Consider the following 26,176-nt stretch of genomic DNA (forward strand, 5'->3'; position numbering starts at 1 on the left):
CAAATCACTTTCGCTCGCTACGGTTTTGTCAGGTGTTGTAAATCATAAATGAGTAAGGAACGAGCATGAACGGATCGAACAACGGTGACAGCTCCCAGCTGATTTTGGCGCTGTCAAAAGGCCGCATTTTTGAGGACACCATGCCGCTGCTGGAAGCGGCCGGCATCAAGGTGCTGGAAAACCCGGAGACCTCGCGCAAGCTGATTTTGGCCACCAACGATCCGAACGTGCGCGTCATCATCGTGCGCGCCAGCGACGTGCCGACCTACGTGCAGTACGGCGCGGCCGATTTCGGCGTGGCGGGCAAGGATGTGCTGCTGGAACACGGCGGCGAAGGCCTGTACCAGCCGATCGACCTGAATATCGCTTCTTGCCGCATGTCGGTGGCGGTGCAGGCCGGCTTCGACTATGAAAAGGCCGTGCACCAGGGCGCGCGCTTGCGCGTGGCCACCAAGTTCGTGCACACGGCGCGCGAGCATTTCGCCGCCAAGGGCGTGCACGTCGACCTGATCAAGCTGTATGGCTCGATGGAACTGGCGCCTTTGGTGGGCCTGTCCGACGCCATCGTCGACCTGGTCAGCACGGGTAGCACGCTGCGCGCGAACAACCTCGTCGAGGTCGAGCACATCATGGAAATTTCGTCGCGCCTGGTGGTCAACCAGGCAGCGCTCAAGCTCAAGCGCGAGCGCTTGCAGCCGATTATCGAGGCGTTTGAACGCGCTTCGCAAGCCTAGACACTCTCAGTAGCAGAAAGCCGATTATGCCGATACAGATACGCAAGCTCGATTCAAGCCAGGATGGTTTCCAACAATCGCTCGATACGCTGCTGGCGTTCGAGGCGGGCACCGATGCGGCGATTGAAACGTCGGTGGCAAAAATCCTGGCCGACGTGAAAACGCGCGGCGATGCCGCCGTCCTGGAATACACCAACCGTTTCGACCGCATCCCGCATGGCGGTGCGGCGGAAATGGCGGCCTTTGATATTTCGCAAGCCGAATTGCAGGCGGCCCTGAACGGCTTGCCGTCGGCGCAGCGCGAAGCGCTGCAGATCGCCGCGCAGCGCATCCGCGCCTTCCACGAACGCCAGCGTGAGGAATTGCGTGGTTTCAGCTATACCGAGCCCGATGGCACGGTGCTGGGCCAGAAGATCACGCCGCTGGATCGCGTCGGCATCTACGTCCCGGGCGGCAAGGCAGCATATCCGTCGTCCGTGCTGATGAACGCCATTCCCGCGCATGTGGCGGGCGTGGGCGAAATCATCATGGTGGTACCGACGCCCGATGGCGTGAAAAACCAGATGGTGCTGGCCGCCGCCGCGATCGCCGGCGTGACGCGCGTGATCACGATCGGCGGCGCGCAAGCGGTCGGCGCGCTGGCCTACGGCACGCAGACGATCGCCGCCGTGGATAAAATCGTCGGCCCCGGCAACGCCTACGTGGCCGCCGCCAAGCGCCGCGTGTTCGGCATCGTCGGCATCGACATGATCGCGGGGCCTTCCGAAATCCTCGTGCTGTGCGATGGCACGACGGACCCGGACTGGGTCGCGATGGACCTGTTTTCGCAGGCCGAGCACGACGAGCTGGCGCAAGCGATCCTGCTGTGCCCCGACGCGGACTACATCGCGCAGGTCGAGGAGAGCATCGCCAGGCTGCTGCCGACGATGCCGCGCCAGGCCACCATCAGCACCTCGCTGGCAGACCGCGGCGCCTTGATCAAGGTGCGCAGCATGGCAGAGGCGTGTGAAATCGCCAACAGCATCGCCGCGGAACACCTGGAAATCTCGGCGGAAAACCCGCAGCAGTGGGCCGAGCAGATCCGCCACGCGGGCGCCATGTTCCTGGGCCGCTTTTCGTCCGAATCGCTGGGCGACTATTGCTGCGGTCCCAATCACGTGCTGCCGACCTCGCGCACGGCGCGCTTTTCGTCGCCGCTGGGCGTGTACGACTTCCAGAAGCGCTCGTCCATCATTCACGTCAGTGAAGCGGGTGCACAAACCCTGGGCCGTGTCGCCGCCACGCTGGCGTATGGCGAAGGCTTGCAAGCGCACGCGCGCAGCGCCGAGCTGCGTCTGAAGCCGCAGCCATGACGCAGGTGGCGGAGCGGCCGGACTGGGTCAACCGGGTCTATTGCGAAGATGCGCTGGCGGGGCTGGCGCGCATTCCCGATGGTTCCGTGGACCTGATCCTGACGGATCCGCCGTATAACCTGGGCAAGGATTACGGCAACGCCTCGGACCAGCAGTCGGTGGCCGACTACCTGCGCTGGACGGAGGCGTGGATCGATGCGGCGCTGCCCAAGCTGAAAGCCAACGGCAGCCTGTATATCTTTCTCACCTGGCGCTATTCGCCGGAGATCTTCGTCATGCTGAAACAGCGCATGGCGATGATGAATGAAATCATCTGGGACCGCCGCGTGCCGTCCATGGGCGGCAGCGTGCGCAGCTTTTCATCGGTGCACGACACCATCGGCTTCTTCGTCAAGCGCAAGGATTACTACTTCGACCTTGACGCGGTGCGCATCGCCTACGACGCGGCCACCAAGAAAGCCCGTTCGCGCTCGATCTTCATCGGCGCCAAATGGCTGGAAGTGGGCTACAACCCGAAAGACTTGTGGAGCGTCTCGCGCCTGCACAAGGAACACCCGGAACGGGCCGACCACCCGACGCAAAAGCCGCTGGAAATCATCGAGCGCATGCTCAAGGCTTCGTGCCCGCCCGGCGGCGTGGTGCTCGACCTGTTCATGGGCAGCGGCACCACGGCGCTGGCGGCCAAGCGTTGCGGGCGCGATTTCGTCGGCTTTGAACTGAACCCCGATTATTGCGCCATCATCGAACAGCGGCTGGCGGCACTGGCGCAGGAGCTGGCCGCACCGGCCGCTCCCGCACCGAAGGCCGCCAAGGCGGCGAAGAAGCCGGCGGCCGCTAAAAAACCGGCTGCCGTGAAAAAGCCGCCCGCCGTGAAAAAAGCGCCGGCCCGCAAGGCGCGCAGCGCCGCCGTGCCGGAAGACGTCGTCATTTAGTCTCCCTTTAATTCCATCAGGAGTGTTTGCAGCATGTCTTTCCTCGATCAGTTAATCAGCAACACCGTGCGCTCCGATGTGCACGCCGTCAACAGCTACCAGGTAGCCGATGCCAGCGGTTACATCAAGCTCGATGCGATGGAAAACCCGTATCCGCTGCCGCCGCAGCTGCGCGAGGAACTGGGCGCGCGCCTGGCCGGCGTGGCGCTGAACCGTTATCCGCCATCGTACGCCAGCCTGCAGGCGGCCATCTGCGCCAGACTCGGCGTGCCAGCCGGCTACGACGTCATGCTGGGCAACGGCTCCGATGAACTGATTTCCATCCTGGCCATGGCCTGCGCCCGCCAGGAGCCGGACCAGCGCGCCGTGCTGCTGGCGCCCGTGCCGGCCTTCGTCATGTATGCGCGGTCGGCGCAGTTTGCCGGCATGGATTTCGTCGGCGTGCCCCTGCAGGCCGACTTCAGCCTGGACATGCCGGCCATGCTGGCGGCGATTGAACAGCACCGTCCGGCGCTGGTCTTCCTCGCGTATCCGAACAACCCGACGGGCAACCTGTTTGCCAGCGCCGACATCGAACGCATCCTCGCCGCCCTCGGTGACACCGGCATCGCCGTCGTCGACGAAGCCTACGAGCCGTTCGCGCAGCGCAGCTTCATGGGCCGCCTGCCCGAATTCGAGAACCTGGTGGTGATGCGCACCGTGTCGAAACTGGGCCTGGCCGGCATCCGCCTCGGCTACATGTCGGCCGCGCCGGCCCTGCTGGCGCAATTCGAGAAAGTGCGCCCGCCGTACAATGTGAATGTATTGACGCAGGCGGCGGCCGAATTCGCGCTCGAACACCTCGACGTGCTCAATGCCCAGGCGGATCTGCTCAACAGCGCGCGCGACGACCTGGCGCTGCGCCTGGCGGAACTGCCGGGCGTGACCGTGTTTCCCTCGAAGGCAAATTTTCTTCTGATTCGTGTGGCTGATTCCGACGATGTTTGTGCAAAACTGCTTGCCCGCAGGGTTTTAATAAAAAATATGAGTAAAATGCATGCTGCGCTGGCCAATTGCCTGCGCATCAGCGTCAGTACCCCGGAAGAGAATTCCCTTTTTTACGATGCCTTCAAGGCATCCCTCGTTTAGCCTATCGCCAGAGCCTCCCATGAACCGCACCGCAGAAATCACGCGCAACACCAATGAGACGCAAGTTCGCGTCGCCCTCAACCTGGACGGCACGGGCCAGCAAAAGCTCAACACCGGCGTGCCCTTCCTCGACCATATGCTGGACCAGATCGCCCGCCACGGCTTGATCGACCTGGATATCGAAGCGACGGGCGACGTGCATATCGACAACCACCATACGGTGGAAGACGTGGGCATCACCCTGGGCATGGCCGTGGCCAAGGCCATCGGCGACAAGAAGGGCATCCGCCGCTACGGCCATGCGTATGTGCCGCTGGACGAGGCGCTGTCGCGCGTGGTGCTCGATTTCTCGGGCCGCCCGGGCATCGAATACCACATCCCATTTACACGCGCCATGATCGCCGGCTTCGACGTCGACCTGACCCTGGAATTTTTCCGCGGCTTCGTCAACCATGCGGGCGTGACCTTGCATATCGACAACCTGCGCGGCACGAATGCCCACCATCAGTGCGAAACCGTGTTCAAGGCCTTTGGCCGCGCGCTGCGCATGGCTGCCGAGCTCGACGAGCGCGCGGCCGGCATCATTCCATCGACCAAGGGCAGCCTGTAAGCGCAGCTCTCGCTATACTGTAGATTCCGGGATCAAACATGAATAAAATTGTGGTGGTGGATTACGGCATGGGCAATTTGCGCTCGGTGGCGCAGGCGCTGCGTGCCGTGGCGCCGGAAGCCGATGTGCGCATTTCCGGCCTCGCTGCCGACATCGACAGCGCCGACCGCATTGTCTTGCCGGGCCAGGGCGCCATGCCCGACTGCATGCGCAGCCTGCGCGAATCGGGCGTATTGGAGGCGCTGCTGCGCGCCGCCGACAGCAAGCCCGTACTGGGCGTGTGCATCGGCGAGCAAATGCTGTTCGACGGCAGCGAAGAGGGCGATGCGGCCGGTCTGGGCTTGTTGCCAGGCAAAGTCGTGCGCTTCCAGCTCGACGGCCAGGTGCAGGAAGACGGCTCGCGCTTCAAGGTGCCACAAATGGGCTGGAACCAAGTGCGGCAAACGGCGTCCCATGCGATGTGGGATGACATTGCCGACAACGCGTATTTCTACTTTGTGCACAGCTATTTTGCTCAACCTCAAGAAGCGGCGCACACGGTGGGCGAGACTGTCTATGGCGCGCCGTTCGCTTGCGCCGTCGCGCGTGATAATATTTTCGCGACACAGTTTCATCCTGAAAAAAGTGCTGCCGCTGGCTTGCAGCTGTACAAGAACTTTGTTCACTGGCAACCTTGATGTGACCTACGTGACCTTTTCAGCTTTTTTTCGCTTCTTCACTCACTTTAAACCACACTGACCATGCTGCTAATTCCCGCCATCGACCTGAAAGACGGTCACTGCGTACGCCTGAAACAAGGCGATATGGAACTTGCCACCGTATTTTCCGAAGACCCTGCCGAGATGGCCCGCCATTGGCTGATGCAAGGCGCGCGCCGGCTGCACCTGGTCGACCTGAACGGCGCCTTTGCCGGCAAGCCGAAGAACGAAGGCGCCGTCAAAGCCATCCTGAAGGCGGTGCAGGATTTCGCACTGGAAAACGACATCGAGGAAATTCCCGTGCAGCTGGGCGGCGGCATCCGTGACCTCGATACCATCGAGCGCTATCTCGACGCCGGCATCACCTATGTCATCATCGGCACGGCGGCCGTGAAAAGCCCCGGCTTCCTGCACGACGCCTGCGGCGCCTTCCCGGGCCACATCATCGTCGGCCTCGATGCCAAAGATGGCAAAGTAGCAACAGATGGCTGGAGCAAGATGTCGGGCCACGAAGTGATCGACCTGGCAAAAAAATTCGAAGCCTACGGCGTCGAATCGATCATCTACACGGACATCGGCCGCGACGGCATGATGGGCGGCATCAATATCGACGCCACCGTCAAGCTGGCGCAAGCCGTCAAGATCCCCGTCATCGCCTCGGGCGGCCTGCACAATATCGGCGACGTGGAAGCGCTGTGCGCGGTCCAGGCCGAAGGTATCGAAGGCGTGATCTGCGGCCGTTCCATCTATGAAGGCACGATCGACCTGGCGCAGGCGCAGGAACGCGCCGACGAACTGACCGACGCCGCCGTTTAAGCCTGCCCGGTCGGGGTGTGCACGTGCATGCCCTGGCCTGGCGACAATCTGGAACCCATCATGCTTGCAAAACGTATCATCCCCTGCCTCGACGTGACCAATGGCCGCGTTGTCAAAGGCGTCAATTTCACGGAATTGCGCGACGCCGGCGATCCGGTGGAAATTGCCCGCCGCTATGATGAGCAGGGCGCCGACGAAATCACTTTCCTCGACATTACCGCCTCGAGCGACAACCGTGGCCTGATCTTCGACATTATCGAAGCCGTCGCGTCACAAGTGTTCATTCCGCTGACCGTGGGCGGTGGCGTGCGCGTGGTGGAAGACGTGCGCCGGCTGCTCAACGCGGGCGCCGACAAGGTCAGCATCAACACCTCGGCCGTGACGAATCCGCAACTGGTGTTTGAGGCGTCGCAAAAGCACGGCTCGCAATGCATCGTCGTCGCCATCGACGCCAAGCAAGTGTCGCCCGGCAAGTGGGAAGTGTTTACCCATGGCGGGCGCACTGCCACGGGCCTGGACGCGTTCGAATGGGCGCGTAAAATGGAAAGCCTGGGCGCCGGAGAGATCTTGCTCACCAGCATGGACCGCGACGGCACCAAGGTCGGCTTCGACTTGGGCCTGACGCGCGGCGTGTCCGATGCCGTCAGCATTCCCGTCATCGCCTCGGGCGGCGTGGGCGGCTTGCAGGATCTGGTCGATGGCATCAAGGTGGGCCGCGCGGACGCCGTGCTGGCCGCCAGCATCTTCCACTATGGCCAGCACACGGTGCAGGAAGCCAAGCGTTTCATGGCGCAGCAGGGCATTCCCATGCGCCTGGCGTAAATATCAGCAGTAAATATAGGCAGGATAGAAGAACATGCAAAACGGAACCATCGTAGCAAGCAATGCCAAGTGGCTGAAAAAGGTCAAATGGGACGAGCACGGCCTGGTGCCCGTGATCGCGCAGGAAGCGGGCAGCAATGACGTGCTGATGTTCGCCTGGATGAACCGCGACGCGCTGGCGCGCACGGTGGAACTGGGCGAAGCCGTATACTGGAGCCGTTCGCGCAAGAAACTGTGGCACAAGGGCGAAGAGTCCGGCCACACGCAAAAGGTGCTGGAAATCCGCCTCGATTGCGACGAAGACGTGGTCTTGCTGAAAATCGAGCAAGCCGGCGGCATCGCCTGCCATACGGGCCGCCATTCGTGCTTCTTCCAGAAATTCGAAGGCGACGAGAAAACGGGCGAATGGCAAATCACCGACCCCGTCCTGAAAGACCCTGAGACGATTTATGCGGAAAGCAAGAGCAAATGAGTGAAACCCTGAAGCGCCTGGCCGCCGTGATCGAATCGCGCAAGCTGGCCAACGGCGGCGACCCCGCCACCTCCTATGTCGCGCGCCTGTTTGCCAAGGGCGACGATGCGATTTTGAAAAAAATCGGCGAAGAAGCGACGGAAACGGTGATGGCCGCCAAGGATGCGCGCCGCGACAACGACCCGTCGAAGGTCCTGTACGAATGCGCCGACCTGTGGTTTCACAGCCTGGTGATGCTGGCGCAGTTCGACCTGACGCCGCAGCAGGTGCTCGACGAGCTGGCGCGCCGCGAAGGCCTGTCCGGCCTGGAAGAGAAAGCGGCACGCAAGGATGAATTGCGCGACGCCGGCGAAACAGACAAACACTGACCTACTGGAGCGTGCGTGGATAACTGTATTTTCTGCAAGATTGCTGCAAAACAAATTCCTTCGTCCATCGTGTATGAAGACGAGGACTTGCTGGCCTTCAAGGACATCAACCCGGCCGCCCCCGTGCATTTGCTGTTGATCCCGAAGCGCCACGTGGCCAGCCTGTCCGACTGCGACGATAGCCATACGGAAATACTCGGCAAGCTGCTGCGCCTGGCGCCGAAGCTCGCTGCCGAGTTCGGCTGCGCCGTCACGTATGAGGCCGATGGTACGCCCGCCGGCGGCTTCAAGACCATGATCAACAGCGGCCCGAACGGCGGGCAAGAGGTGTATCACCTGCACATGCATGTGTACGGCGGCCCCCGCCCCTGGCGCGGTCAACACTGATCTCGCTGCGCGCCGGGTTCACGTGTATACTACCGGCATTGGTCGACGCTATTCGGGCACCGCCCCGCAAGGAGAATGTGATGGGTTCATTGAGTATTTGGCACTGGGTGATCGTTCTGGTCATTGTGATGCTGGTCTTCGGCACCAAGAAACTGGGCAATATCGGCGGTGATATCGGCAAGGCCGTCAAAGGCTTCAAGGATGGCGTCAAGGGCGACGATGACGCCCCGGCAGCCAATACCCCTCCTGCTGCGCCATCGCAAGTGGCCGACAAAAGCACCATCGACGTCGAGACGAAAGAGAAAAGCAAGTTCTGATAGCGTGGCGGGGCGCTTGCCTCGTCCGGTAACAGGCCTTGTCCGCTTATGATCGATCTCGGTCTCTCTAAAATCGCCATCATCGGCGTGGTTGCGTTGATAGTCATCGGCCCTGAAAAGCTGCCGAGAGTGGCACGCATGGCCGGTACCCTGTATGGCCGCGCGCAACGCTACCTGAACCAGGTGAAATCCGAAGTCTCGCGCGAAATTGAAATGGAAGAGCTGAAAAACCTGCAGAAGGAAGTGCAGGAGGCAGCCCATTCCGTCAAGCAAAGCGTGGAGAAATCCATGCATGGCGTGGAAAACTCGATCTCCGGCAACCTGGCTGAGGTGGAAAACGCCTGGCGCGGCGATTCCAGCTCGTATGAGGGGCATCACGATGCCCATGAAGCCATGCTGCGCGCCACCAATGAAGATCTGGCCCGCAAGGCGCGTGAATTCCGCCGCAAGAAGCTGGTGCGCAATTCCGCCATCCCTGGCTGGTACAAGCAGCGCCATGGCGGCAAGCAGCACGTGCAGTCGGCGGCCGCCCGCGTGGCGCGCTTCCGTCCGCGCGCCAGTTCCTCCTCCTTTTACTCATGAGTAGCAAATCCCCGGTGGAAGAAACCTTTATCTCGCATCTGGTCGAGCTGCGCAACCGCCTGGTCAAGGCCTCGATCGGTATCGCCGTCGTCTGCGCCGTGCTGTTCTATTGGCCCGGCCCCTCGCAAATCTACGATTTTATTGCCGCGCCGATGATCGCCTCGCTGCCGGCCGGCTCGAAAATGATCGCCACCGGCGTCATCTCGCCGTTCCTGGTGCCGATGAAAGTGACGTTGGTGATCGCCTTCATCGTCGCCTTGCCCTGGGTGCTGTACCAGATGTGGGCCTTCATCGCGCCTGGCCTGTACACGCATGAAAAGCGCCTGATCGCGCCGCTGGTCATCTCGTCGTCGCTGCTGTTCATGGCCGGCGTGGCCTTCTGCTATTTCTTTGTGTTTGGCCGCGTGTTTCACTTCATCAGCGACTTTTCGCCATCGTCGATCGCGGTGACACCCGATATTGAAAACTACCTCGATTTCGTCATGTCGATGTGCCTGGCATTTGGCGCGACGTTCGAAGTGCCTGTGGTGGTGGTGATCCTCGTGCGCATGGGCTTGGTTACTATCGCGAAACTCAAGGAAGTGCGTCCCTACATCATCGTCGGCGCCTTCGTGATTGCCGCCATCGTCACGCCGCCGGACGTGGTCAGCCAGTTCTCGCTGGCCATCCCCATGTGCCTGTTGTTCGAGCTGGGCCTGCTGGTGGCGCCCATCTTCGTCAAGGCCACCCAGGCGCCGGAAGAAGCGTCCTAGACGCGCTTCAATACTCGCCAGCAAAAGCCGCTGACCTCCCCGGGAGCAGCGGCTTTTTATCGCCGGATGGGCAGGTGAGTGCTTACTGCAGCATCAATTTGCTGAGAATGCCCAAGTTGAGCAGGATCAAGGTACTCATCATCCAGTACACGTGTTTCATGTCCGCGCCCTGGCGCAAGTCCAGGCGTTCCAGGCGGGCGTCGAATTTTTGCTCGGAAGTAGCGAATCTGGCATCGAACTTCTGCTCGGAGTTATCGAATCTGGCATCGAACTTCTGTTCAAGTGCATCTATTCTGCGATCGAACTTCTGTTCCAGTACATCTATTCTGCTATCGAGTTTCAGTTCCACTGCATCTATTCTGCCGTCGAGTTTCAGTTCCAGTGTATCTATTTTGCTGTCGAGTTTCAGTTCCAGCGCATCTATTTTCACATCAAGGGCCCCCACCCTGGTGTCGACTCTTTGTGCCACCAGCTTGATTTCTCCCAGCAGATTGCGTTCCAGCGCCGCCAGTTCGCCATGCACGACGACTGCCGACCCCAGCACATCACCCAAGGCTGCCGCATGGGCTTCCGCTTGCTGCACGGGTACGCCGGCCGAGGCGAGGCGTTTGGCGTAATCGAGGGTGTCGAACTGGATGGGCATATGCATGGACGCTCCTGAGATCCAGCCTAGCAGAAAAATCGGCAATTGCCAGTGAGGAGTGCGGTGGCGCCTGCCTTCCCGTCAGCTTAATGGGCAGGGACGCTGGCGGTTTGCGACGGCGCAAACGGATGCAAAAAGGGCGCCGCAGCGCCCTTTGCAAGCTGACGGCGAGCGCCGCTTAGTTCATCAGTTCCTTGATGACTTTCACGGGCGCGCTGCCGTAGCTGAGGAATTGCTCGTGGAAATCCTTCAGCACGAATTTGCTGCCCAGCGCTTGCTTGCGCTGTTCGCGCAAGTCCATGATTTCGCTGTAGCCGCTGAAATAGCTGGTCAGCTGAACTGAGCTCAGCTGCACGCGGCGCCATTTTTCCGTCGCTTCACGCTTGGTCTGGAAGGCCTGGCGCGTCAGCAGGTCCAGCGCCTGCTCCTGCGTCATGCCCTGCACGTGCACGCTGTAGTCGAGGATGGTGTTGGTGACGCTGCGCAAGTTCCACTTCGAATACATCAGCCACATTTCCGGCGCATTGTTGCCATAGCCCGATTCAAGCATCATGCGTTCGCCATACACGGCCCAGCCTTCGATCATGGCGCCGTTGCCGAAGATGGACTTGACCAGCGAAGGCGACTTGTTGGCATACACGAGTTGCGTGTAGTGGCCAGGGATGGCTTCGTGGATGTTCAGGATCTGCAAGATCCAGTGGTTGTACTCGCGCAAGCTGCTTTCCGCCTGTTCCGCCGTTTCGCCGTCGAGCGGCGTCACGTTGTAATAGGTGCGGTCCTGCGGACGGTAGGGGCCGGGAGCCTCGATGCTGGCGCCAGCCACGCCGCGCTGGTAAGCGGGCGTTTCACGCACGACCAGGGGCTTTTTCGGGTCCATCGTCAGCAGGTTGTGGCTGGTCACCCATTCCTGCAACTCGGGGATCTGGCGGCGGATTTCCGGCACGAAATCGGCGGGCGCCACGTGATTGCTGGACAGCTTGTCGATCACCATGCCGATCTTGGCAGTGCGGTCCGCCGGCTTGGCCGTGGCGCCCATGGTTTTCACCCACAGCTCGTCGGACAGGCTATCCATGTGCTCAAGCAACTTTTCGCGCGCGGCCAGGGCTTTCTGGTACATCTGCTCGGCGCTGACGCTGGCCTGGATATCGTAGGCAAATTTCTGTTCGTACAAGTCCTTGCCGATGCGGAAGGAGCGCGCATTGCCGTTCTGCGCCAGCGCGGCATCCTGCTCCGTCAGCCAGGCGGCATAGCCTTGCACGGCCGAGCGGGCCGCGGCGATGCGCGCGTTGTACAGCTGTTTTTCGAGCGGCGTCAGGATGGACGCCTGTGCCGTCTTGTTCAGGTCGTCAAGCACGCTGAGCACGCCGGCGCTCTGGGCGATGGCCAGTTGCGTGTGTTCGCGCGTGGGGTTGACGATGCTGGCGCGCGCGGCCGCATAGTATTGCGGCACGCTGGCGATGCGCTTGAGCAAGGTGCGCAGGCGCTGCGGCTGCGCCGCGTATTCCGTGTTCAGGATGAAATCGATGGAGCCGGCCACGTTGTACTGCGCGGGATTCCATTCGAATTCGCGGAAGGTGGTCAGATACCAGCGGTCCGATTGCAGTTTATTCGTCAGCAAGGCCAGGTCGGTACGTTGCTTGTCCGACATTTTGCTGGCATTCAGCTTGCCGAACTTGCCCAGCCATTCTTCGATGAAGGCCAGTTGCTTCTGGCGGCTGGCCGCGTCGGGAATGCTCAGGTTGGCGGCGCCATCGTACTTGCCGACCGAAATCGCGCTTTCCGGGTCCAGGCGCCACAGGGCCGTGAGGAACTGGCCGCTCAGGTTATTCATGGAGCGGTCGCTGCTGTTCTCGCTGGCGACGGCGGCGACCGTGGCTGCCGTGGCGGCACTGACGACGGCCGCTTTTTTGGCGCCGGTTTTTTTCTTGCTGCTGCTGGTACTGGCCTTGCCGTTCTTCTGCGGCTTTTTGGCGGCGCTGGCCGGTGTCAGGGTAAAGGCCAGCATCAATGCGGCGAGCGCAACTTTATTTCTTGTAAGCATAGTTTATCTCTTGAATATTTTGTTGTTTGCTCTCATCAGAAAATAATAAACTGATAATATAAGTAACAAACAACTATTGAAAGGTTGGCTTTGCTTGCCAGGGCGGCCAAAGATTAGCATTAATTGCCACGCTTGCGCAGTTTTTTGCCAGGCAAGCCAGCCCCGCTAGACGACGATGGCGCTGCCTTGCAGCAGTTCCTGCTGACGCGCATTGATGGCCGCCACGGCATCTTTGCCGCGCGCCATGCCGGTGGCGTGGATTTCGATGTCTTGCGTGTAGCGCTGGCTGACGCGCACCGTGTAGGACTGGAACAGCCAGCTCCAGAAATTGGTTTCGTAGACGGCTTCATCCATGTCGCGCCATTTGACGCCCATGAGTTTCTTTTTCCACGGCAAGATGCCGGAGGCCAGCCAGACGCCCGCCTCATCAATGTACAGCTGATAGCTGCGGATGGTCAGCAGGCGGTAGCCGACGATCAGGGCCGAGCCGATCAGTACCACGAAGGCGGCGCGCGCGTTGTACTTGAAGGCCAGCGGCAGGGCGGCAAAGAACAGCAGCACGGCAATGACGAAAGTGCTGACATAGGCCGTCCAGGATTTGCCGCACAAAAAGGTGGCGCGCTGGCCGGCGCTGGTGGCGATATAGTCGGTCATGGCGTGGGATAGAAACAGGGAAAAACGATCATCGCATGGAACGCGGTGGTGCCGCGCATTTTTTCAATCTCATGGCTTCAAGCCCTCCTGCAGCATGCCCAGCATGTCGCTGGCCGACATGCGCGCTGCCGCGTCGCTGCCTTCCAGCAGACTGTCGGCCAGATCGCGCTTGTGCTGGTGCAATTCGACGATGCCTTCCTCGATCGTGTGCTTCGCCACCAGCCGGTAAATGGTGACGGGACGCAATTGCCCCATGCGGTGGGCGCGGTCCGAGGCCTGGTCTTCCACGGCCGGATTCCACCACGGGTCCATGTGGATCACGTAATCGGCCGCCGTCAGATTGATGCCCATGCCGCCCGCTTTCAGGCTGATCAGGAAAACGTCGCCTTCGCCCGCCTGGAAGGCGTCCACGCGGCGCTTGCGCTCCTGCATGGGCGTGCTGCCGTCGAGATACTGATAGCTGACGCCATGCTGCTCCAGGTGCTGGCGGATGAGTGTTAAATGGTCGACGAACTGGCTGAAGACGAGCACCTTGTGGCGGTTTTCCAGCAAGCCCGACAGCAGCTCGGCGAAGGCCGCCAGCTTGCTGCTGGCCAGGCCCAGTTCCGGCGCCACCAGCTGCGGATTGCAGCAGGCACGGCGCAGCTTCATGATTTCGGCCAGGATCTGGATGGCCTTCTTCGACGCCGGCCCTTCCACCATGGCCAGCTTTTCCAGCGCTTCGCGGCGCAAGGATTCGTATAGCGCCGTTTCCGGCGGCGACAATTCCACTTCCAGCACGATTTCCGTGCGCGACGGCAATTCGGACAGCACTTGCGTTTTTGTCCTGCGCAAGATGAAGGGTGCGATCAGGCGGCGCAGCCGCAAGCGCGCGCCAGCTGCCGCCCGCTTGTCCTGATCTTTCTCAATCGGTCCCGCGAAGCGCAAATTAAACTGGTCGAGAGTGCCCAGCAAACCGGGGTTAATAAAACGGAACAAATTCCACAATTCGCCCAAATGGTTTTCCAGCGGCGTGCCGCTGGCCAGCATGCGGAAGTCCCCTTGCAAGGCCATCACGGCTTGCGAGCGCTTGGTGGCGCCATTCTTGATCGCTTGCGCCTCGTCGAGCACGATGGTATGCCAGCGCACGCCGGCAAACAGGGTCGCTTCCTGCTGCAGCAAGCCATAGCTGGCCACCACCAGGTCGAATGGCTGCAAGGTATCGAGCATGTCGGCGCGGTCGCCGCTGCCGAACAGTTTGATGTTCAGGGTGGGCGCAAAACGCTGCGCTTCGCTGATCCAGTTCATGCAGACGGACGTGGGCGCGACCACCAAGGTGGGGCCGTTGGGCGCGCGCGCCAGGATCAGCGCCAGCGCCTGCAACGTCTTGCCGAGTCCCATGTCGTCGGCCAGGCAGGCGCCCACGCCCCAGTGCGCCAGGCGCGCCAGCCATGCGTAGCCGGCCAGCTGGTAGTCGCGCAAGTCCGCCTGCAGGGTGCTGGGCAGCTGCGGCTGATAATCGTCGAGGGCGCGCAGGCGCAGCAAGTGTTCGCGCCAGAGTTTGTCGGCCTTCACGCCGCCCGCATCGTTGGCCAGCTCTTCCAGTGCGAAGGCGGCCAGCGGGTGGATGTGCACGCCATCGGCATGCGCCTCGCCATACGCGGCCAGTTCGGACAGGCGGCGGTGCAATTCGTCGCTGAGGGCCAGGAACTGGTTGTCGCCCAAGGCCACGAAGCGGCTTTTATTGTTCTGCATCAAGTCGAGCAGGGCGCGCAAATCCATCACCTTGTCTTCATCGATCTGCACTTCGCCACTGGCGGCAAACCAGTCCTTTTCGCTCTTGATATTCAAGCGCATCTGGCCGCTGTCGATGCGTTTCGACACGCGCATGGTTTCGCCTTCCGGCCAGGCCAGCACCATGCCCGCAGGGTCCAGCGCCTGCAATTCCACCAGCAGTTGCAAGCCCAGCGCAGGCTGGCCCAGCAGCCACTCGCCGTGCTCTTCTTCCGCCTCTTCCAGCACCAGGCATTTACCAATCAGCTGGCGCTGCGCTTCGCGTTCCCCGTTCAGGTCGCGCCGCGCTTGCACGGCCCGGCCCGCCACGTCGGCAAACACGCTTTCGGCGCCGCTGCCGGGCGCGTAATAGGCGCCGTTGTCGAGCAGGGGGCGCACTAAAATCTGCATTTTGAGGCCCTGCTGGTAGGGCAGCAGATGCACGTGCAAGCGGTGGTCGGCCGTGATGACTTCCGCGTCGCCGGCGCCACCGCCGATATCCGATTGCACGGTGACCATGGACGAGATGGCGCCGATCGCCTGCATCACCTGTTTTTCCGCGTGCAGGGGCACGGACAGGCCCAGGCCCACGATGGCGCCGATGCGCCGGTGCTCGTCGAGGATGTGCACCACGCGCAAGCGCGTCGGCGTTTCCCGCTGCACCACGACATTGCCGCCGTTGTCGGGCAATGGCGGCTGCATGCCCAGCCACAGCTGCCCCTCGTGCGACTTGATCAGCAACTCGGGCGCGCCGGCGATCAGTTCCACGCGCGTGTCAGGATGGTCGAGCCAGAACACCAGCGGGTGGCCCACCAGCAAGATGGCGGCCTTGTCCAGCTCGATTTCATAGCGCGGTGCCGACGAATAATATTGTTTGAACGGTGCGATGCTGCCCGCCGCGCGCGCGTCTTGCGGCGTGAGGAAATCGATGTCGCCCGCCTCTTCGGCCAGGCGTTTGAGGCCCATGGCGCGGCCCTTGCTCCAGCCACCGCGTGCGTCGCGTTTCTGCTCGCGCACTTCCACGGCCGTCAGGCCGAAACGCGGGTCGAACGCCACCAGCCACACGAGGCGCGAGACGCTGCCGATGGCTTCGGCGGGTGCGTTTTGCTGCAGGTTGATCAGCGCGCTCAGCTGGCGCTGCCACGCTTCCTGGCGCTCGAACCACGGCGCCATGTCCGTCAAGCCGTGCCGCGCCCGTTTGGCGGTCGCATAGCGCTCCTGCTGCGGCTCTCCCAGCAAGCCCAGCAAGCCGGCCGCCTGTGCCGCGATCAGGTCGTAGCCGGCGGCGTCGGCTTGCTGCACCAGCAAGCGCAATTGATCCTTGCGCTCGCTCAATTGCGGTAGCGCCAGCCAGTAGTACAGCAAGGCCTGGAACAGCTGCGCCTGCAAGCCTGTTTCCCAGCTGCGCGTGGGGATGCTTTCCGCCAGCAGCACGCCGGCACGCACCAGGCGCAAGGTGTTCAACTGCTGGTAGACGATGCTGTCGTGGTTCGGCTGCGCGTGCAGCGCGATATCGAGGTAGGTTTCCGCGCTTTTCAGCAGCTTGGCGTCGTTGCCACGCAGCAGGGCCAGCACATACAGGTGGCCGCCGATGCCCGTAAAGCACAGCTTGCGCTTGCCCGCCTCCTTGCGCAGTCCTTTCAGGGCCGTGTCGAAGCCCGCCACGGCGTGCGCATGTTCGCCGCGCAACAGGGCGATGCTGCTGTCGACAAACAGCGCCTGTGGCCCCTGCTGGCCCGCCAGGTAGCGCGCGGCGGCGTCGAGTTCGCCGCACAGCAGGGCATCTTCCGCCAAGGCCAGCGGCAGGGCGGCGCCGATATGGTCGCCGGCCGCCGCCTGGCGCGCGTGGTGGGCGCGCGCATAGCTGCGGATGGCGTGCGCCGTGGCCGGCTCGCGCGGGGCGTTGCCCAGCAGCACGGCGAGGATGTCATCCTGCAGTTGCGGCATGACGAAAGACAGCATTTCCGGCTCGAACGGGCGGCCGAAGATCTCGATCAGCGGATGCAGCTGCTGCGCTTCATAGCACGCCATGCAGGCGGCCAGGATGGCGGCCACGTGGCGCACCTCGTCATTGCGCAACAGGGCGATGCGCAGGCGCGCCACGCCTTGCCGGTAGCTGCGCAATTCCACATAGCCATCCCAGTTGCGGCGCACGGGATTGATGGTTTCGATGGCCTGGCACAGGTCGCGGAACGCCAGGTGCTCGATGGCCGCGCGCATGGCGGGCCAGCGCAGCTTGGCTTCGCAGGCATAGCCGCGTCCCACCACCTCGGACGCCAGCGCATGCCGCGTCAAATGCTGCAGCATGCCCGTGACGGTGAGCAGGGCAAACGGCGTGCCGTCCGGCTCGACGATATTGGCGCGCTGCAAGTGTTCATACACGGCATGCTTGCCCACCGGCTCGCCCGCAATCGCCAGCAAGGCCAGGATCATCTGTTCGTGCTGCTCCAGGGCGGCGAATTCGGCTAGCAGATGTTGGTCACCATTCTGTTCGCTCATGCGGGCAAATTGGCAATATGCACGGGCGGCTCGCCGGCCGCCACGGGCAGGCCGAACACGCGCTGGTAGAAATACAGTTCCGCCTCCAGCGTGCGCACGATGTTTTCCGCCTTGCGGAAGCCATGTCCCTCGCCTTCGAGCGGCACATACGCGACGGGCACGCCGCGCGCCTGCAGGGCATCGACCATCAGCTGCGACTGCTGTGGCGGCACCACCTTGTCATCGAGGCCCTGGAAGAAGATCATCGGGCGCGACAATTTATCCGTGTGGTGGATGGGCGAGCGTTCAAGATACAGCGCCTCGGCCTGCGGCTGCGAGGCGATCAGGTAATCGGTGTAGCGCGATTCGAACTTGTGCGAATCGTCGTCCAGGCCCTTCAGGTCGGACACGCCATAGTAACTGGCGCCCGCCTTGAAGACGTCGTGGAAGGTCAGCGCGCACAGGGTCGTCAGGCCGCCCGCGCTGCCGCCGCGGATGATCAGGCGCTCGGGGTCGGCCAGGCCGTTGGCGGCCAGGTAGCGCGCGCCGGCGATGCAGTCTTCCACGTCGACGATACCCCATTGCCCGCGCAGCGCGTCGCGGTATTCGCGCCCGAAGCCGCTGCTGCCGCCATAGTTGACGTCGAGCACGCCGATGCCGCGGCTGGTCCAGTACTGCGTCGCCAGTTTCAAGGTATTGCTGGCCATGCTGGTGGGGCCGCCATGGCTGATGACGATGACGGGTGGTAATGTGCCTGCCGGCGCCTGCACGTCGCCATTGGTGGGCGCATAAAAAAAGGCGTAGGCCGTGCGGCCATTGCTGCTAGGAAAGCTCAAGCTGCGCGGCACGGACAGGTAAGCCAGCGCCGGCAATTGCGTGATCGACTGCGCCAGCACTTCCAGTTCGTGGTTCGACAGGTCGATGCGCGCCAGTTCCAGCGCGATGGTGGGGCTGCCGCCCAGCAGCGCGACGAAGCCGGGGCCTACGCGCAGTTCGCGGATTTCCTGGTACGGGTGGGGAATCGGCTCCAGTTTCGCCTCGGCCACGTTCAATTGCGCCAGGTAGCTGATGCCGGCCTGGATATACGTGCAGACGATCTCGTCGTCGGACAGAAAACCGTACATGCTGGCGCCGAAGGTCCAGTGCGGCGTGGCAAATTCCGCTTCCATCGGGCACAGCGCCTCGATGTTGGCGCCGTGCAGGCGGTACAGATTCCACCAGCCGCTGCTGTCGGAAACGAAGTGCAGCAAGCCGTTCGGCGACCATTCCGGCTGGCAAATCGACTCGCGCGCGCCACCGGCGATCAGGCGTGGCGACCCCAGGCTGCCGTCCGCGTGCACGTCAGCCAGCCACAGTTCCGTGCCTTGCCACGGCAGGCGCGGGTGGTCCCAGCTGATCCAGGCCAGATGGCTGCCGTCCGGCGACAAACGCGGCGCCGCATAAAAATCGTGGCCGCGCGCCAGCACCGTCTCGTGTCCGTCGAAGCCGACGGCGGCCAGGCAGTTTTCCGGATGCGCGTGCCCTTCTGCCGGGTGCTGCTCGCGCACGGAGATCAGGCGGGCACGGGCCGCATCGACGACGAAGTCCGCATGGCGCGTGTTGCCGCCCGTGGTCAACGCTTCGGGCGCGGCATCGCCGGCCACGCGGTACAGGCAATTGTCGGCGAAATGCGAAAAATACACGGTATCGCCGGCCACGGCATACGCGCCGCCGCCGTATTCATGCACGCGGGTGCGCACGTTGAACGGTGCCGGCGTGAGTTCATCGACCCGCGCGCCGCGCTGGCGCAGCAGGGTGTTGCGGCCCGCTTCGCTGGCGCGCCCGGCCAGCCAGAACACGTCGGCGCCATCCGCCCCGCCCAGGGCCAGCTGCGTCAGCGGCGAGGCGCCAGCGGCGACGATGGCCGCGCTGATCGGCGATGGCCAGATGCCATAAGGGGTGCTGGATGCGGTCGAGGTCATGCGGGCTCCGTGTCGTGGTGGAAAGGGGGGCCTCCAGGCGGCGTCAGGCAGCGCGGCGGCGTGCATCATCATAAAGGAAGGGCCGGCACAACGAAAGTCATCGCTGTGCGTGGCAAATGCTGCAAAGCGGCACCGGAATCAATGAAATGGCGGCGATTGGATGCGATAATACCGCTTCTCCAAGCTCGATTGCCTGCCATGCCACAATTTGCTCCGCTCCAGAATGACACTTTCCTGCGCGCCCTGTTGCGCCAGCCGACCGAGCACACCCCTGTCTGGCTGATGCGCCAGGCTGGCCGCTACCTGCCCGAATACCGCGCCACGCGCGAGCGGGCCGGCTCCTTCCTGGGCCTGGCGAAGAATCCCGATTACGCCACCGAAGTGACCTTGCAGCCCCTGGAGCGCTTCCCGCTCGACGCGGCCATCCTGTTTTCCGACATCCTGACGGTGCCTGACGCGATGGGCCTGGGCCTGTATTTCGCCGATGGCGAAGGCCCGAAGTTCGAGCGCCCGCTGCGCACGGAGCAGGATGTGAAGGCCTTGCAAGTGCCGGACCTGGAGTCGCTCGACTACGTTTTCAAGGCCGTCACGCAAATCCGCACGGAACTCAATGGCCGTGTGCCACTGATCGGTTTTTCTGGCAGCCCGTGGACCCTGGCGTGCTACATGGTGGAAGGCGGCGGCTCGAAAGAGTTCCATACCATCAAGAAGATGCTGTACAACCGCCCTGACCTGATGCACCACATCCTGGCGATCAACGCCACGTCCGTGGCGCAGTACCTGAATGCGCAAATCGATGCCGGCGCGCAAGCCGTGATGATTTTCGATTCCTGGGGCGGTGCGCTGGCCGATGGCGCCTACCAGGAATTCTCGCTGGCCTACATGCAGCAAGTGGTGGCGCAGCTGAAACGCGACAAGGATGGCGTCAAGATTCCCGCCATCGTGTTTACCAAGGGCGGCGGCCAGTGGATCGAGCAGATCGCCGACATCGGCGCCGATGCCGTGGGCCTGGACTGGACCGTCAACCTGACGCGCGCGCGCCAGCTGGTCGGGCATAAAGTGGGCTTGCAGGGCAATCTCGACCCTGCCATCCTGTTCGCCAGCCCCGAGCAGATCCGCGCCGAAGTGGCGAAAGTGCTCAACGCCTTTGGCGCGCCATCGGCAGGCACGGGGCACGTGTTCAACCTGGGCCATGGCATTTCCCAGTTCACGCCGCCGGAATCGGTGGCAGCCATGGTGGAAGCCGTGCACAGCATGAGCCGCGCCATGCGCAGCGGCCAGTAAGCAAGCGCATTCCCCTGGCGCAGGGGCGCAAGAGGCAGGCTTTCCAGCGGAAGCCTGCCTTTTTCTTTGCCGCGCCTTAGCAAGACATACCGACTTATGCACAATTTTTTTTGCTGCGGAAATAAGAGGCAGTCGAAAATCCATGCCCGGGGATGCTCCGCAAGTGCTTGATTATTAAGAAATAAAAAATGCCTTGCCCGGTGGACTTTGTTGCAATTGATAAGGTTATTCTTCCGTTTGCCAGCCTTATTCCTTCATTGTCCACAAAGTTATCAACAGATTCTGTGGATAAAACTGAAAAGTATTTTGTTAACCGATACTTAGCGTCGATGTTCAGGTTTCACCTGAAGTGCATGTTGCACCGCATGATAATTGAACAATGTTTCGCCACCCGTCGGGTAAAACCGAACGCTTGCCCGGCAATTGTCAACTTTGCCGCATAGGGTGGAGATTTTTGTGCAGGGCATGCATCAAAACGGTGCTTATTCCTGTACAAAAAAAATCAGAAATGGTTCAGTTATGCACAGCGGCGGAAATGCCCCACGGATTTATCGCCTTCCGGGGATCAATTTTTAAGTCATTGATTTTAAATAGTTAATTTTTCTTGCGTGCCCCTCTTGACGGCGGTCAAAATTTTCTGTCCACATTTTTATGAAAGTTAATTTTGCTTTGTCCACAAAGTTATCCACAGAATTTTCTTCAGGCATGATGGCACGCTGTCCTGCCTGCTGTTAGGCGTTTGACGGACGAAACAAGTATCATGGCCCGCTGGCTTGATGCCTGACCTCCCGCCGCGCCATTGACCCTGCCGCGCGCTTTTTTATAAGATAGGCCAACTCCCCATGTCGCAGTGCATTTTGACGTCGTGCATCCTGAAAATCGCGCTCGACACGCCCCTGAACGCCCTGTTCGACTACCGCTGGAACGCGGCGGTGGATGCGGATGCCGGCGCGGACGTAGCGCTGCCGCAAGTGGGGCAACTGGCGCTGGTGCCGTTCGGCCGGCGCGAGGTGATGGGGCTGATCGTCGGCATCTCAAGCAGTACCGACGTGCCCGCCGCGAAATTGAAGGACGTGCTGGCCGTGCGCAGCCAGCTGGCGCCGCTGTCGGAGCAGTGGCTGGCGCTGGCCGCCTTTGCCGCCGATTACTACCAGCGTCCGCTGGGCGAGGTGGCGCTGCCGGGTTTACCGAAGAATCTGCGCGTGCTGACCACCGTGGCGCTCGACCGCGCCATCAAGAAGCTGGCCAAGCTGGCCGATGCGCACGATGGCACGCCGCTGAACATGCCGGCCCTGAATGCCGCCCAGCAGGAAGCGGCCGATACCATTGGCGGCGCCCGGGGTTTCAAGCCGACCCTGCTGTACGGCGTGACGGGCAGCGGCAAGACGGAAGTGTATCTGCAAGCCTGCGCCCAGGTGCTGGCGCGCGACGAGGCGGCGCAAATCCTCATCCTGGTGCCGGAAATTAACCTGACGCCCCAACTGGAAGGCAATATCCGCGCGCGCTTTCCCGGCGTCATGCTGGCCACCCTGCACAGCAGCCTGTCCGAAGGCGAGCGCATGCTGCACTGGCTGGCCGCGCACCAGGGCCAGGCACGCATCGTGCTCGGCACGAGATTAGCCATCCTGGCATCCTTGCCGAAACTCAAATTGATCGTCATCGACGAGGAGCACGATCCTTCCTACAAGCAGCAGGAAGGCTTGCGCTATTCCGCGCGCGACCTGGCCGTGTGGCGCGCCTGGCAATTGCAGATTCCCATCGTACTGGGCTCGGCGACACCCTCGCTGGAAAGCTGGCACCACGCGCAGACGGGGCGCTACCGCAAGTTGGAACTGCGCGAACGGGCGGTGAAAAATGCCGTCTTGCCACGCGTCAAGATCCTCGACATGGAGCGCGACAAGCCGAAAGATGGCCTGACCTCGCATCTGATCGCCGCCTTGAAACTGCGCATGGAGCGCGGTGAGCAGTCGCTGCTGTTCCTGAACCGGCGCGGCTATTCCCCCGTCATCTGCTGCGAATCGTGCGGCTGGATCAGCAATTGCACGCGCTGCACCTCGTTCATGGTGCTGCACAAGCCCGAACACCGGCTGCGCTGCCACCACTGCAGCCTGGAATTGCGCATTCCCCGCCATTGCCCCACCTGCGGCAACGTCGATCTGCAGCCGCTGGGACGGGGCACGCAGCGGGTGGAAGAGGGTTTGCAGCAATTGTTTCCCGAGGCGCGCATCTTGCGCATCGACGCCGATTCCACCCGCAAGAAGGGCAGCGCGCAGGAAGCGTTCGACACCGTGCACCGGGGTGAAGTGGATATTTTGATCGGCACGCAGATGGTGGCCAAGGGCCACGATTTCAAAAAGCTGACCCTGGTGGGCATCTTGAATCCGGACACGGCCCTGTTTTCGCAGGATTACCGGGCCAGCGAACGCCTGTTCGCCCAGCTCATGCAGGTGGCGGGCCGGGCCGGGCGCGCTGCGCAGACGGAAGGGGGCAGCGTCAGTGAGGTGCTGATCCAGACGCGCTATGCGCGCCATCCGCTGTACGACGCCGTCGTCAACCACGATTACGACCATTTCGCCACCACCCTGCTGGAAGAGCGGGCGCAGGCGGCGTTGCCGCCCTACCTGTTCCAGGCCCTGCTGCGTGCCGAGGCGCCCGAGCTGGCCACGGCCATCGAGTTCCTGCAGGCGGCCAAGGAGTGCATGGCACACCCGCAAGTGACCATCAATGACCCGATTCCCATGAGCATGACGCGCGTCTACAACGTGGACCGCGCCCAGCTGCTGCTGGAATCGCCCTCGCGGCCGGCCCTGCAGGCGTTTTTAAAAGAATGGCTAAATGAGCTGCGCGCCATGAAGTCGCGCGTGAAATGGTCGCTGGAAGTGGACCCGCTCGATATTTAAATTACTGCAGGTAATCGCGCGCCGACTTGACGATCTGCTCGGACAGCAGCTTGGTAAACGGCGTGTCCAGGGTCCACGCATGCCAGCTCAGCGGTACGTCCAGGGTGCTGCCCGGCAGCAGATCGACCAGTCTTTCTGTCGCCAGCGCTGGCGCGGCCAGGCGCTGCGGCATCAAGCCGTAGGCCAGGCCATCCTGGACGCAGCCGCGGCGCGCCGTTTCCACCGGTAAGGTGTGGTGCGGAAACGGTTCACGCATGCTCAATTTTTCAGCAAGGAAACGCGCCAGCAAGCCGTGCTGGCCCACCACGGCCGGCGCCAGCTGCACCGCCTCGCTACTAAAACCATCGCCGAACCAGTGGCCCGCAAACACGGGTGTCGCCACGCAGACATAGCGCAAGGTGCCCAGCGGCGTGACGCTGGTGGCGGCCGCCGCGTCCAGCGCTGTACCGGACTCGGCCGCCACGCAGCCGAACACGGAGCCGTCGCGCACCATCTGCAAGGCGCTGTCGCTGTCGGCCAGGCGCACGTCGAGCTGGCAGCGGGGCGGCGCCAGCAGGGCGGATAAAGTGGCGGGGAACCAGGTGGCCAGGCTGTCGGCATCGATGGCGATGGCGATTTCCGGCATGCTGACGCTGTTGCCCAAGTCGATGTCGAGCGACGCTTCCATCAGCTTGACGTTGCGGTGATGCACGATCAGGCGCTGGCCCAGTCCCGTCGGCACGGCCGGCTGGCCACGGATGATCAGCAAGCGCCCGCTGGCGTCTTCCAGCGCCTTGATGCGCTGCGAGACGGCCGACTGGGTGATGCCCAGCGCCAGGGCGGCCTTGTCGAAACTGCCATGGCTGGCCACGGCGTCCAGCACGGCCAGCGCGCGATAATCGAGTGATCCCATTAGCTCAGCTTATAAATTCTAAAAATGATTAGTTATACTAATACATATATTGCAGCAAAGTAAAACCTTATTTTCGGCAAACGGGTAGTATCGACCGTTAAGCGCAAACTGGAACAAGGATGACTGGCACGATGAAAACACTACAAGTGGATGTGGCCGTGATCGGCGGCGGCACGGCCGGCATGACGGCGCACAAGGCGGCGCGCATGCAGGGCAAGCGCGTGCTGATGATCGAAAGCGGGCCGTACGGCACGACCTGCGCGCGCGTGGGCTGCATGCCCAGCAAGCTCTTGATCGCGGCGGCCGAGGCGGCCCATGCGGTGGCTGCCGCGCCCGCTTTTGGCGTGCATCCGGGCCCCGTGCGCATCGACGGCCAGCAAGTGATGGCCAGGGTGCGCAGCGAGCGCGACCGCTTTGTCGGTTTCGTGCTCGACGGCGTCAACGCCATCCCCGACGAAGAAAAGCTGCGTGGCCATGCGCGTTTTATTTCCCCCGGCACATTGCAGGTGGATGAACACACCATCGTCGAAGCTGCCAGCGTGGTGATTGCCACCGGTTCCACGCCCATCGTGCCGCCCGAGTGGCGGGCGGCGGGCGACAGAGTCATCACCAGCGACGCCGTGTTCGAATGGACGGACTTGCCGCAATCGGTCGCCGTGGTCGGCGGCGGCGTCATCGGCCTGGAGCTGGGCCAGGCGCTGGCGCGGCTGGGCGTGCGCGTGACGGTGTTTGCGCGCGGCAATAAGGTCGCGCAGCTGACGGACCCGCTGGTGCTGCGCGAGGCGGGCGCCGTGCTGGCGCGCGAACTCGACATCCGCTTCCAGACCACGGTGGCGCACGTGGGAAAAACATCGGATGGCAGCGGCATCGCGCTCACCAGCCGCGATGGCGCGGGCGCGGAAAAAACCGAGCAGTTCGAGTATCTGCTGGCCGCCATCGGCCGCCGTCCGAACGTGGATCACATCGGCCTGGAGACGGCGCAAATCGAGCTCGACCGCCACGGCATTCCCCTGCATGACCCGCATACCATGCAATGCGGCAAGAGCGCCATCTTCATCGCGGGGGATGCCGACAACGCCTTGCCGCTGCTGCCCGAAGCGGCTGACGAGGGCCGCATCGCCGGGGAGAATGCGGCGCGCTTTCCTGACGTCAAACCTGGCTTGCGCCGCACGCCGCTGGCGATCGCCTTCACGGAACCGCAGATCGCCACCCTGGGCGCCACCTACCAGCAACTGTGCGTCAGTCACGCGGGCCGCTTTGCCGTGGGTGCCGTGTCGTTCGGCAACCAAGGCCGCAGCCGCGTGATGCTGCAAAACCAGGGCATGCTGCGCGTGTATGCGGAGTTTGGCAGCAAGCGTTTTCTCGGCGCAGAACTGATCGGCCCACGGGCGGAACACTTGAGCCATTTGCTGGCCTGGGCGTGCCAGGCCCAGCTGACGGTGCCGGCCATGCTCGACATGCCGTTTTACCACCCCGTCATCGAGGAAGGCGTGCGCACTGCCTTGCGCGAGCTGGCGCTGCACCTGGAGAAAGACCCGGAACACGCGCCCGGCTGCGCCGATTGCTCGCCTGGCGTCTGATGCAATTTTGATATTTAAACA

The 26,176-nt window shown here is 62.5% G+C and carries 24 protein-coding genes; 17 read left to right on the forward strand and 7 right to left on the reverse strand.

All coding sequences use genetic code 11. The features are described from left to right. Positions 1–65 precede the first annotated feature (65 nt). The 14 genes from hisG to tatC all read left to right on the forward strand — a co-directional run bounded on the left by hisG (position 66) and on the right by tatC (position 9,970). Complete coding sequence (hisG, locus tag O0882_RS25330) at positions 66–734, forward strand: ATP phosphoribosyltransferase (RefSeq protein WP_070219646.1); 669 nt, start codon at positions 66–68, stop codon at positions 732–734. A gap of 26 nt (positions 735–760) precedes the next feature. Then, positions 761–2,086: a histidinol dehydrogenase gene (gene hisD, locus O0882_RS25335; RefSeq protein WP_289952467.1), complete on the forward strand. Its 1,326-nt coding sequence runs from the start codon at positions 761–763 to the stop codon at positions 2,084–2,086. Beyond that, positions 2,083–3,018: a site-specific DNA-methyltransferase gene (locus O0882_RS25340; protein ID WP_289952468.1), complete on the forward strand. Its 936-nt coding sequence runs from the start codon at positions 2,083–2,085 to the stop codon at positions 3,016–3,018. The genes hisD and O0882_RS25340 overlap by 4 nt, the downstream gene beginning before the upstream one ends. 33 nt (positions 3,019–3,051) lie before the next feature. Continuing rightward, complete coding sequence (gene hisC, locus O0882_RS25345) at positions 3,052–4,146, forward strand: histidinol-phosphate transaminase (RefSeq protein WP_289952469.1); 1,095 nt, start codon at positions 3,052–3,054, stop codon at positions 4,144–4,146. Positions 4,147–4,165: 19 nt separating this feature from the next. After that, positions 4,166–4,756: an imidazoleglycerol-phosphate dehydratase HisB gene (gene hisB / locus O0882_RS25350; protein ID WP_010402123.1), complete on the forward strand. Its 591-nt coding sequence runs from the start codon at positions 4,166–4,168 to the stop codon at positions 4,754–4,756. A gap of 38 nt (positions 4,757–4,794) precedes the next feature. Then, complete coding sequence (hisH, locus tag O0882_RS25355) at positions 4,795–5,433, forward strand: imidazole glycerol phosphate synthase subunit HisH (protein WP_289952470.1); 639 nt, start codon at positions 4,795–4,797, stop codon at positions 5,431–5,433. Positions 5,434–5,496: 63 nt separating this feature from the next. Further along, on the forward strand, positions 5,497–6,270 hold the full coding sequence (hisA, locus tag O0882_RS25360) for a 1-(5-phosphoribosyl)-5-[(5-phosphoribosylamino)methylideneamino]imidazole-4-carboxamide isomerase (protein ID WP_096232615.1): 774 nt from the start codon (positions 5,497–5,499) through the stop codon (positions 6,268–6,270). A gap of 60 nt (positions 6,271–6,330) precedes the next feature. Next, positions 6,331–7,092, forward strand: a complete 762-nt coding sequence (gene hisF / locus O0882_RS25365; RefSeq protein ID WP_070219637.1) for an imidazole glycerol phosphate synthase subunit HisF — start codon at positions 6,331–6,333, stop codon at positions 7,090–7,092. 34 nt (positions 7,093–7,126) lie between these two features. After that, on the forward strand, positions 7,127–7,564 hold the full coding sequence (gene hisI, locus O0882_RS25370; protein ID WP_070219635.1) for a phosphoribosyl-AMP cyclohydrolase: 438 nt from the start codon (positions 7,127–7,129) through the stop codon (positions 7,562–7,564). Beyond that, entirely contained in the window at positions 7,561–7,932 is a 372-nt protein-coding gene (locus O0882_RS25375) for a phosphoribosyl-ATP diphosphatase (RefSeq protein WP_034753849.1), read from the forward strand. The genes hisI and O0882_RS25375 overlap by 4 nt, the downstream gene beginning before the upstream one ends. A gap of 15 nt (positions 7,933–7,947) precedes the next feature. After that, positions 7,948–8,319 carry a histidine triad nucleotide-binding protein gene (locus O0882_RS25380; protein ID WP_289952478.1) on the forward strand — a complete coding sequence of 124 codons (372 nt, stop codon included), beginning with the start codon at positions 7,948–7,950 and terminating at the stop codon, positions 8,317–8,319. Positions 8,320–8,399: 80 nt separating this feature from the next. After that, on the forward strand, positions 8,400–8,636 hold the full coding sequence (tatA, locus tag O0882_RS25385) for a Sec-independent protein translocase subunit TatA (RefSeq protein ID WP_071075001.1): 237 nt from the start codon (positions 8,400–8,402) through the stop codon (positions 8,634–8,636). A gap of 48 nt (positions 8,637–8,684) precedes the next feature. Continuing rightward, the gene (gene tatB / locus O0882_RS25390; protein ID WP_096232611.1) at positions 8,685–9,218 is read left to right on the forward strand and encodes a Sec-independent protein translocase protein TatB; all 534 of its coding nucleotides are present in this window, start codon (positions 8,685–8,687) and stop codon (positions 9,216–9,218) included. After that, the gene (gene tatC / locus O0882_RS25395; protein WP_289952483.1) at positions 9,215–9,970 is read left to right on the forward strand and encodes a twin-arginine translocase subunit TatC; all 756 of its coding nucleotides are present in this window, start codon (positions 9,215–9,217) and stop codon (positions 9,968–9,970) included. The genes tatB and tatC overlap by 4 nt, the downstream gene beginning before the upstream one ends. Positions 9,971–10,052: 82 nt before the next feature. On the opposite strand, the gene O0882_RS25400 is transcribed toward tatC, so the two are convergent. The 5 genes from O0882_RS25400 to O0882_RS25420 all read right to left on the reverse strand — a co-directional run bounded on the left by O0882_RS25400 (position 10,053) and on the right by O0882_RS25420 (position 19,499). Continuing rightward, positions 10,053–10,619 carry a hypothetical protein gene (locus O0882_RS25400; protein ID WP_289952484.1) on the reverse strand — a complete coding sequence of 189 codons (567 nt, stop codon included), beginning with the start codon at positions 10,617–10,619 and terminating at the stop codon, positions 10,053–10,055. 172 nt (positions 10,620–10,791) lie between these two features. Next, positions 10,792–12,654 carry a DUF885 domain-containing protein gene (locus O0882_RS25405; RefSeq protein ID WP_289952485.1) on the reverse strand — a complete coding sequence of 621 codons (1,863 nt, stop codon included), beginning with the start codon at positions 12,652–12,654 and terminating at the stop codon, positions 10,792–10,794. A 165-nt stretch (positions 12,655–12,819) separates the two neighbouring features. Beyond that, positions 12,820–13,308, reverse strand: coding sequence for a hypothetical protein (locus tag O0882_RS25410; protein WP_289952487.1), 489 nt, complete (start codon positions 13,306–13,308; stop codon positions 12,820–12,822). Positions 13,309–13,377: 69 nt separating this feature from the next. Then, positions 13,378–17,559 (reverse strand): DEAD/DEAH box helicase, encoded by a 4,182-nt coding sequence (locus O0882_RS25415; protein WP_289952488.1) that lies wholly within the window; start codon positions 17,557–17,559, stop codon positions 13,378–13,380. After that, entirely contained in the window at positions 17,556–19,499 is a 1,944-nt protein-coding gene (locus tag O0882_RS25420) for a prolyl oligopeptidase family serine peptidase (RefSeq protein ID WP_289952490.1), read from the reverse strand. The genes O0882_RS25415 and O0882_RS25420 overlap by 4 nt, the downstream gene beginning before the upstream one ends. A 198-nt stretch (positions 19,500–19,697) precedes the next feature. Between O0882_RS25420 and hemE the strand changes: the two genes are divergently transcribed. Next, entirely contained in the window at positions 19,698–20,783 is a 1,086-nt protein-coding gene (hemE, locus tag O0882_RS25425; RefSeq protein ID WP_071075009.1) for a uroporphyrinogen decarboxylase, read from the forward strand. A gap of 572 nt (positions 20,784–21,355) precedes the next feature. Here the strand turns inward: hemE and O0882_RS25430 are convergent. Continuing rightward, positions 21,356–21,490: a hypothetical protein gene (locus O0882_RS25430; RefSeq protein WP_257572239.1), complete on the reverse strand. Its 135-nt coding sequence runs from the start codon at positions 21,488–21,490 to the stop codon at positions 21,356–21,358. Between the two features lie 135 nt (positions 21,491–21,625). Here O0882_RS25430 and O0882_RS25435 point away from each other — a divergent pair, with 135 nt between their 5' ends. Continuing rightward, positions 21,626–23,683: a primosomal protein N' gene (locus O0882_RS25435; protein ID WP_289952495.1), complete on the forward strand. Its 2,058-nt coding sequence runs from the start codon at positions 21,626–21,628 to the stop codon at positions 23,681–23,683. 1 nt (position 23,684) lies between these two features. Here the strand turns inward: O0882_RS25435 and O0882_RS25440 are convergent, their stop codons facing one another. After that, positions 23,685–24,575: an ArgP/LysG family DNA-binding transcriptional regulator gene (locus O0882_RS25440; RefSeq protein WP_289952497.1), complete on the reverse strand. Its 891-nt coding sequence runs from the start codon at positions 24,573–24,575 to the stop codon at positions 23,685–23,687. Between the two features lie 131 nt (positions 24,576–24,706). On the opposite strand from O0882_RS25440, the gene O0882_RS25445 reads away from it, so the two are divergent. Further along, on the forward strand, positions 24,707–26,155 hold the full coding sequence (locus O0882_RS25445) for a dihydrolipoyl dehydrogenase (RefSeq protein WP_289952498.1): 1,449 nt from the start codon (positions 24,707–24,709) through the stop codon (positions 26,153–26,155). Positions 26,156–26,176: the final 21 nt, after the last annotated feature.

It is taken from the genome of Janthinobacterium sp. SUN073 (assembly GCF_030397665.1).
Classification (GTDB): domain Bacteria; phylum Pseudomonadota; class Gammaproteobacteria; order Burkholderiales; family Burkholderiaceae_D; genus Janthinobacterium.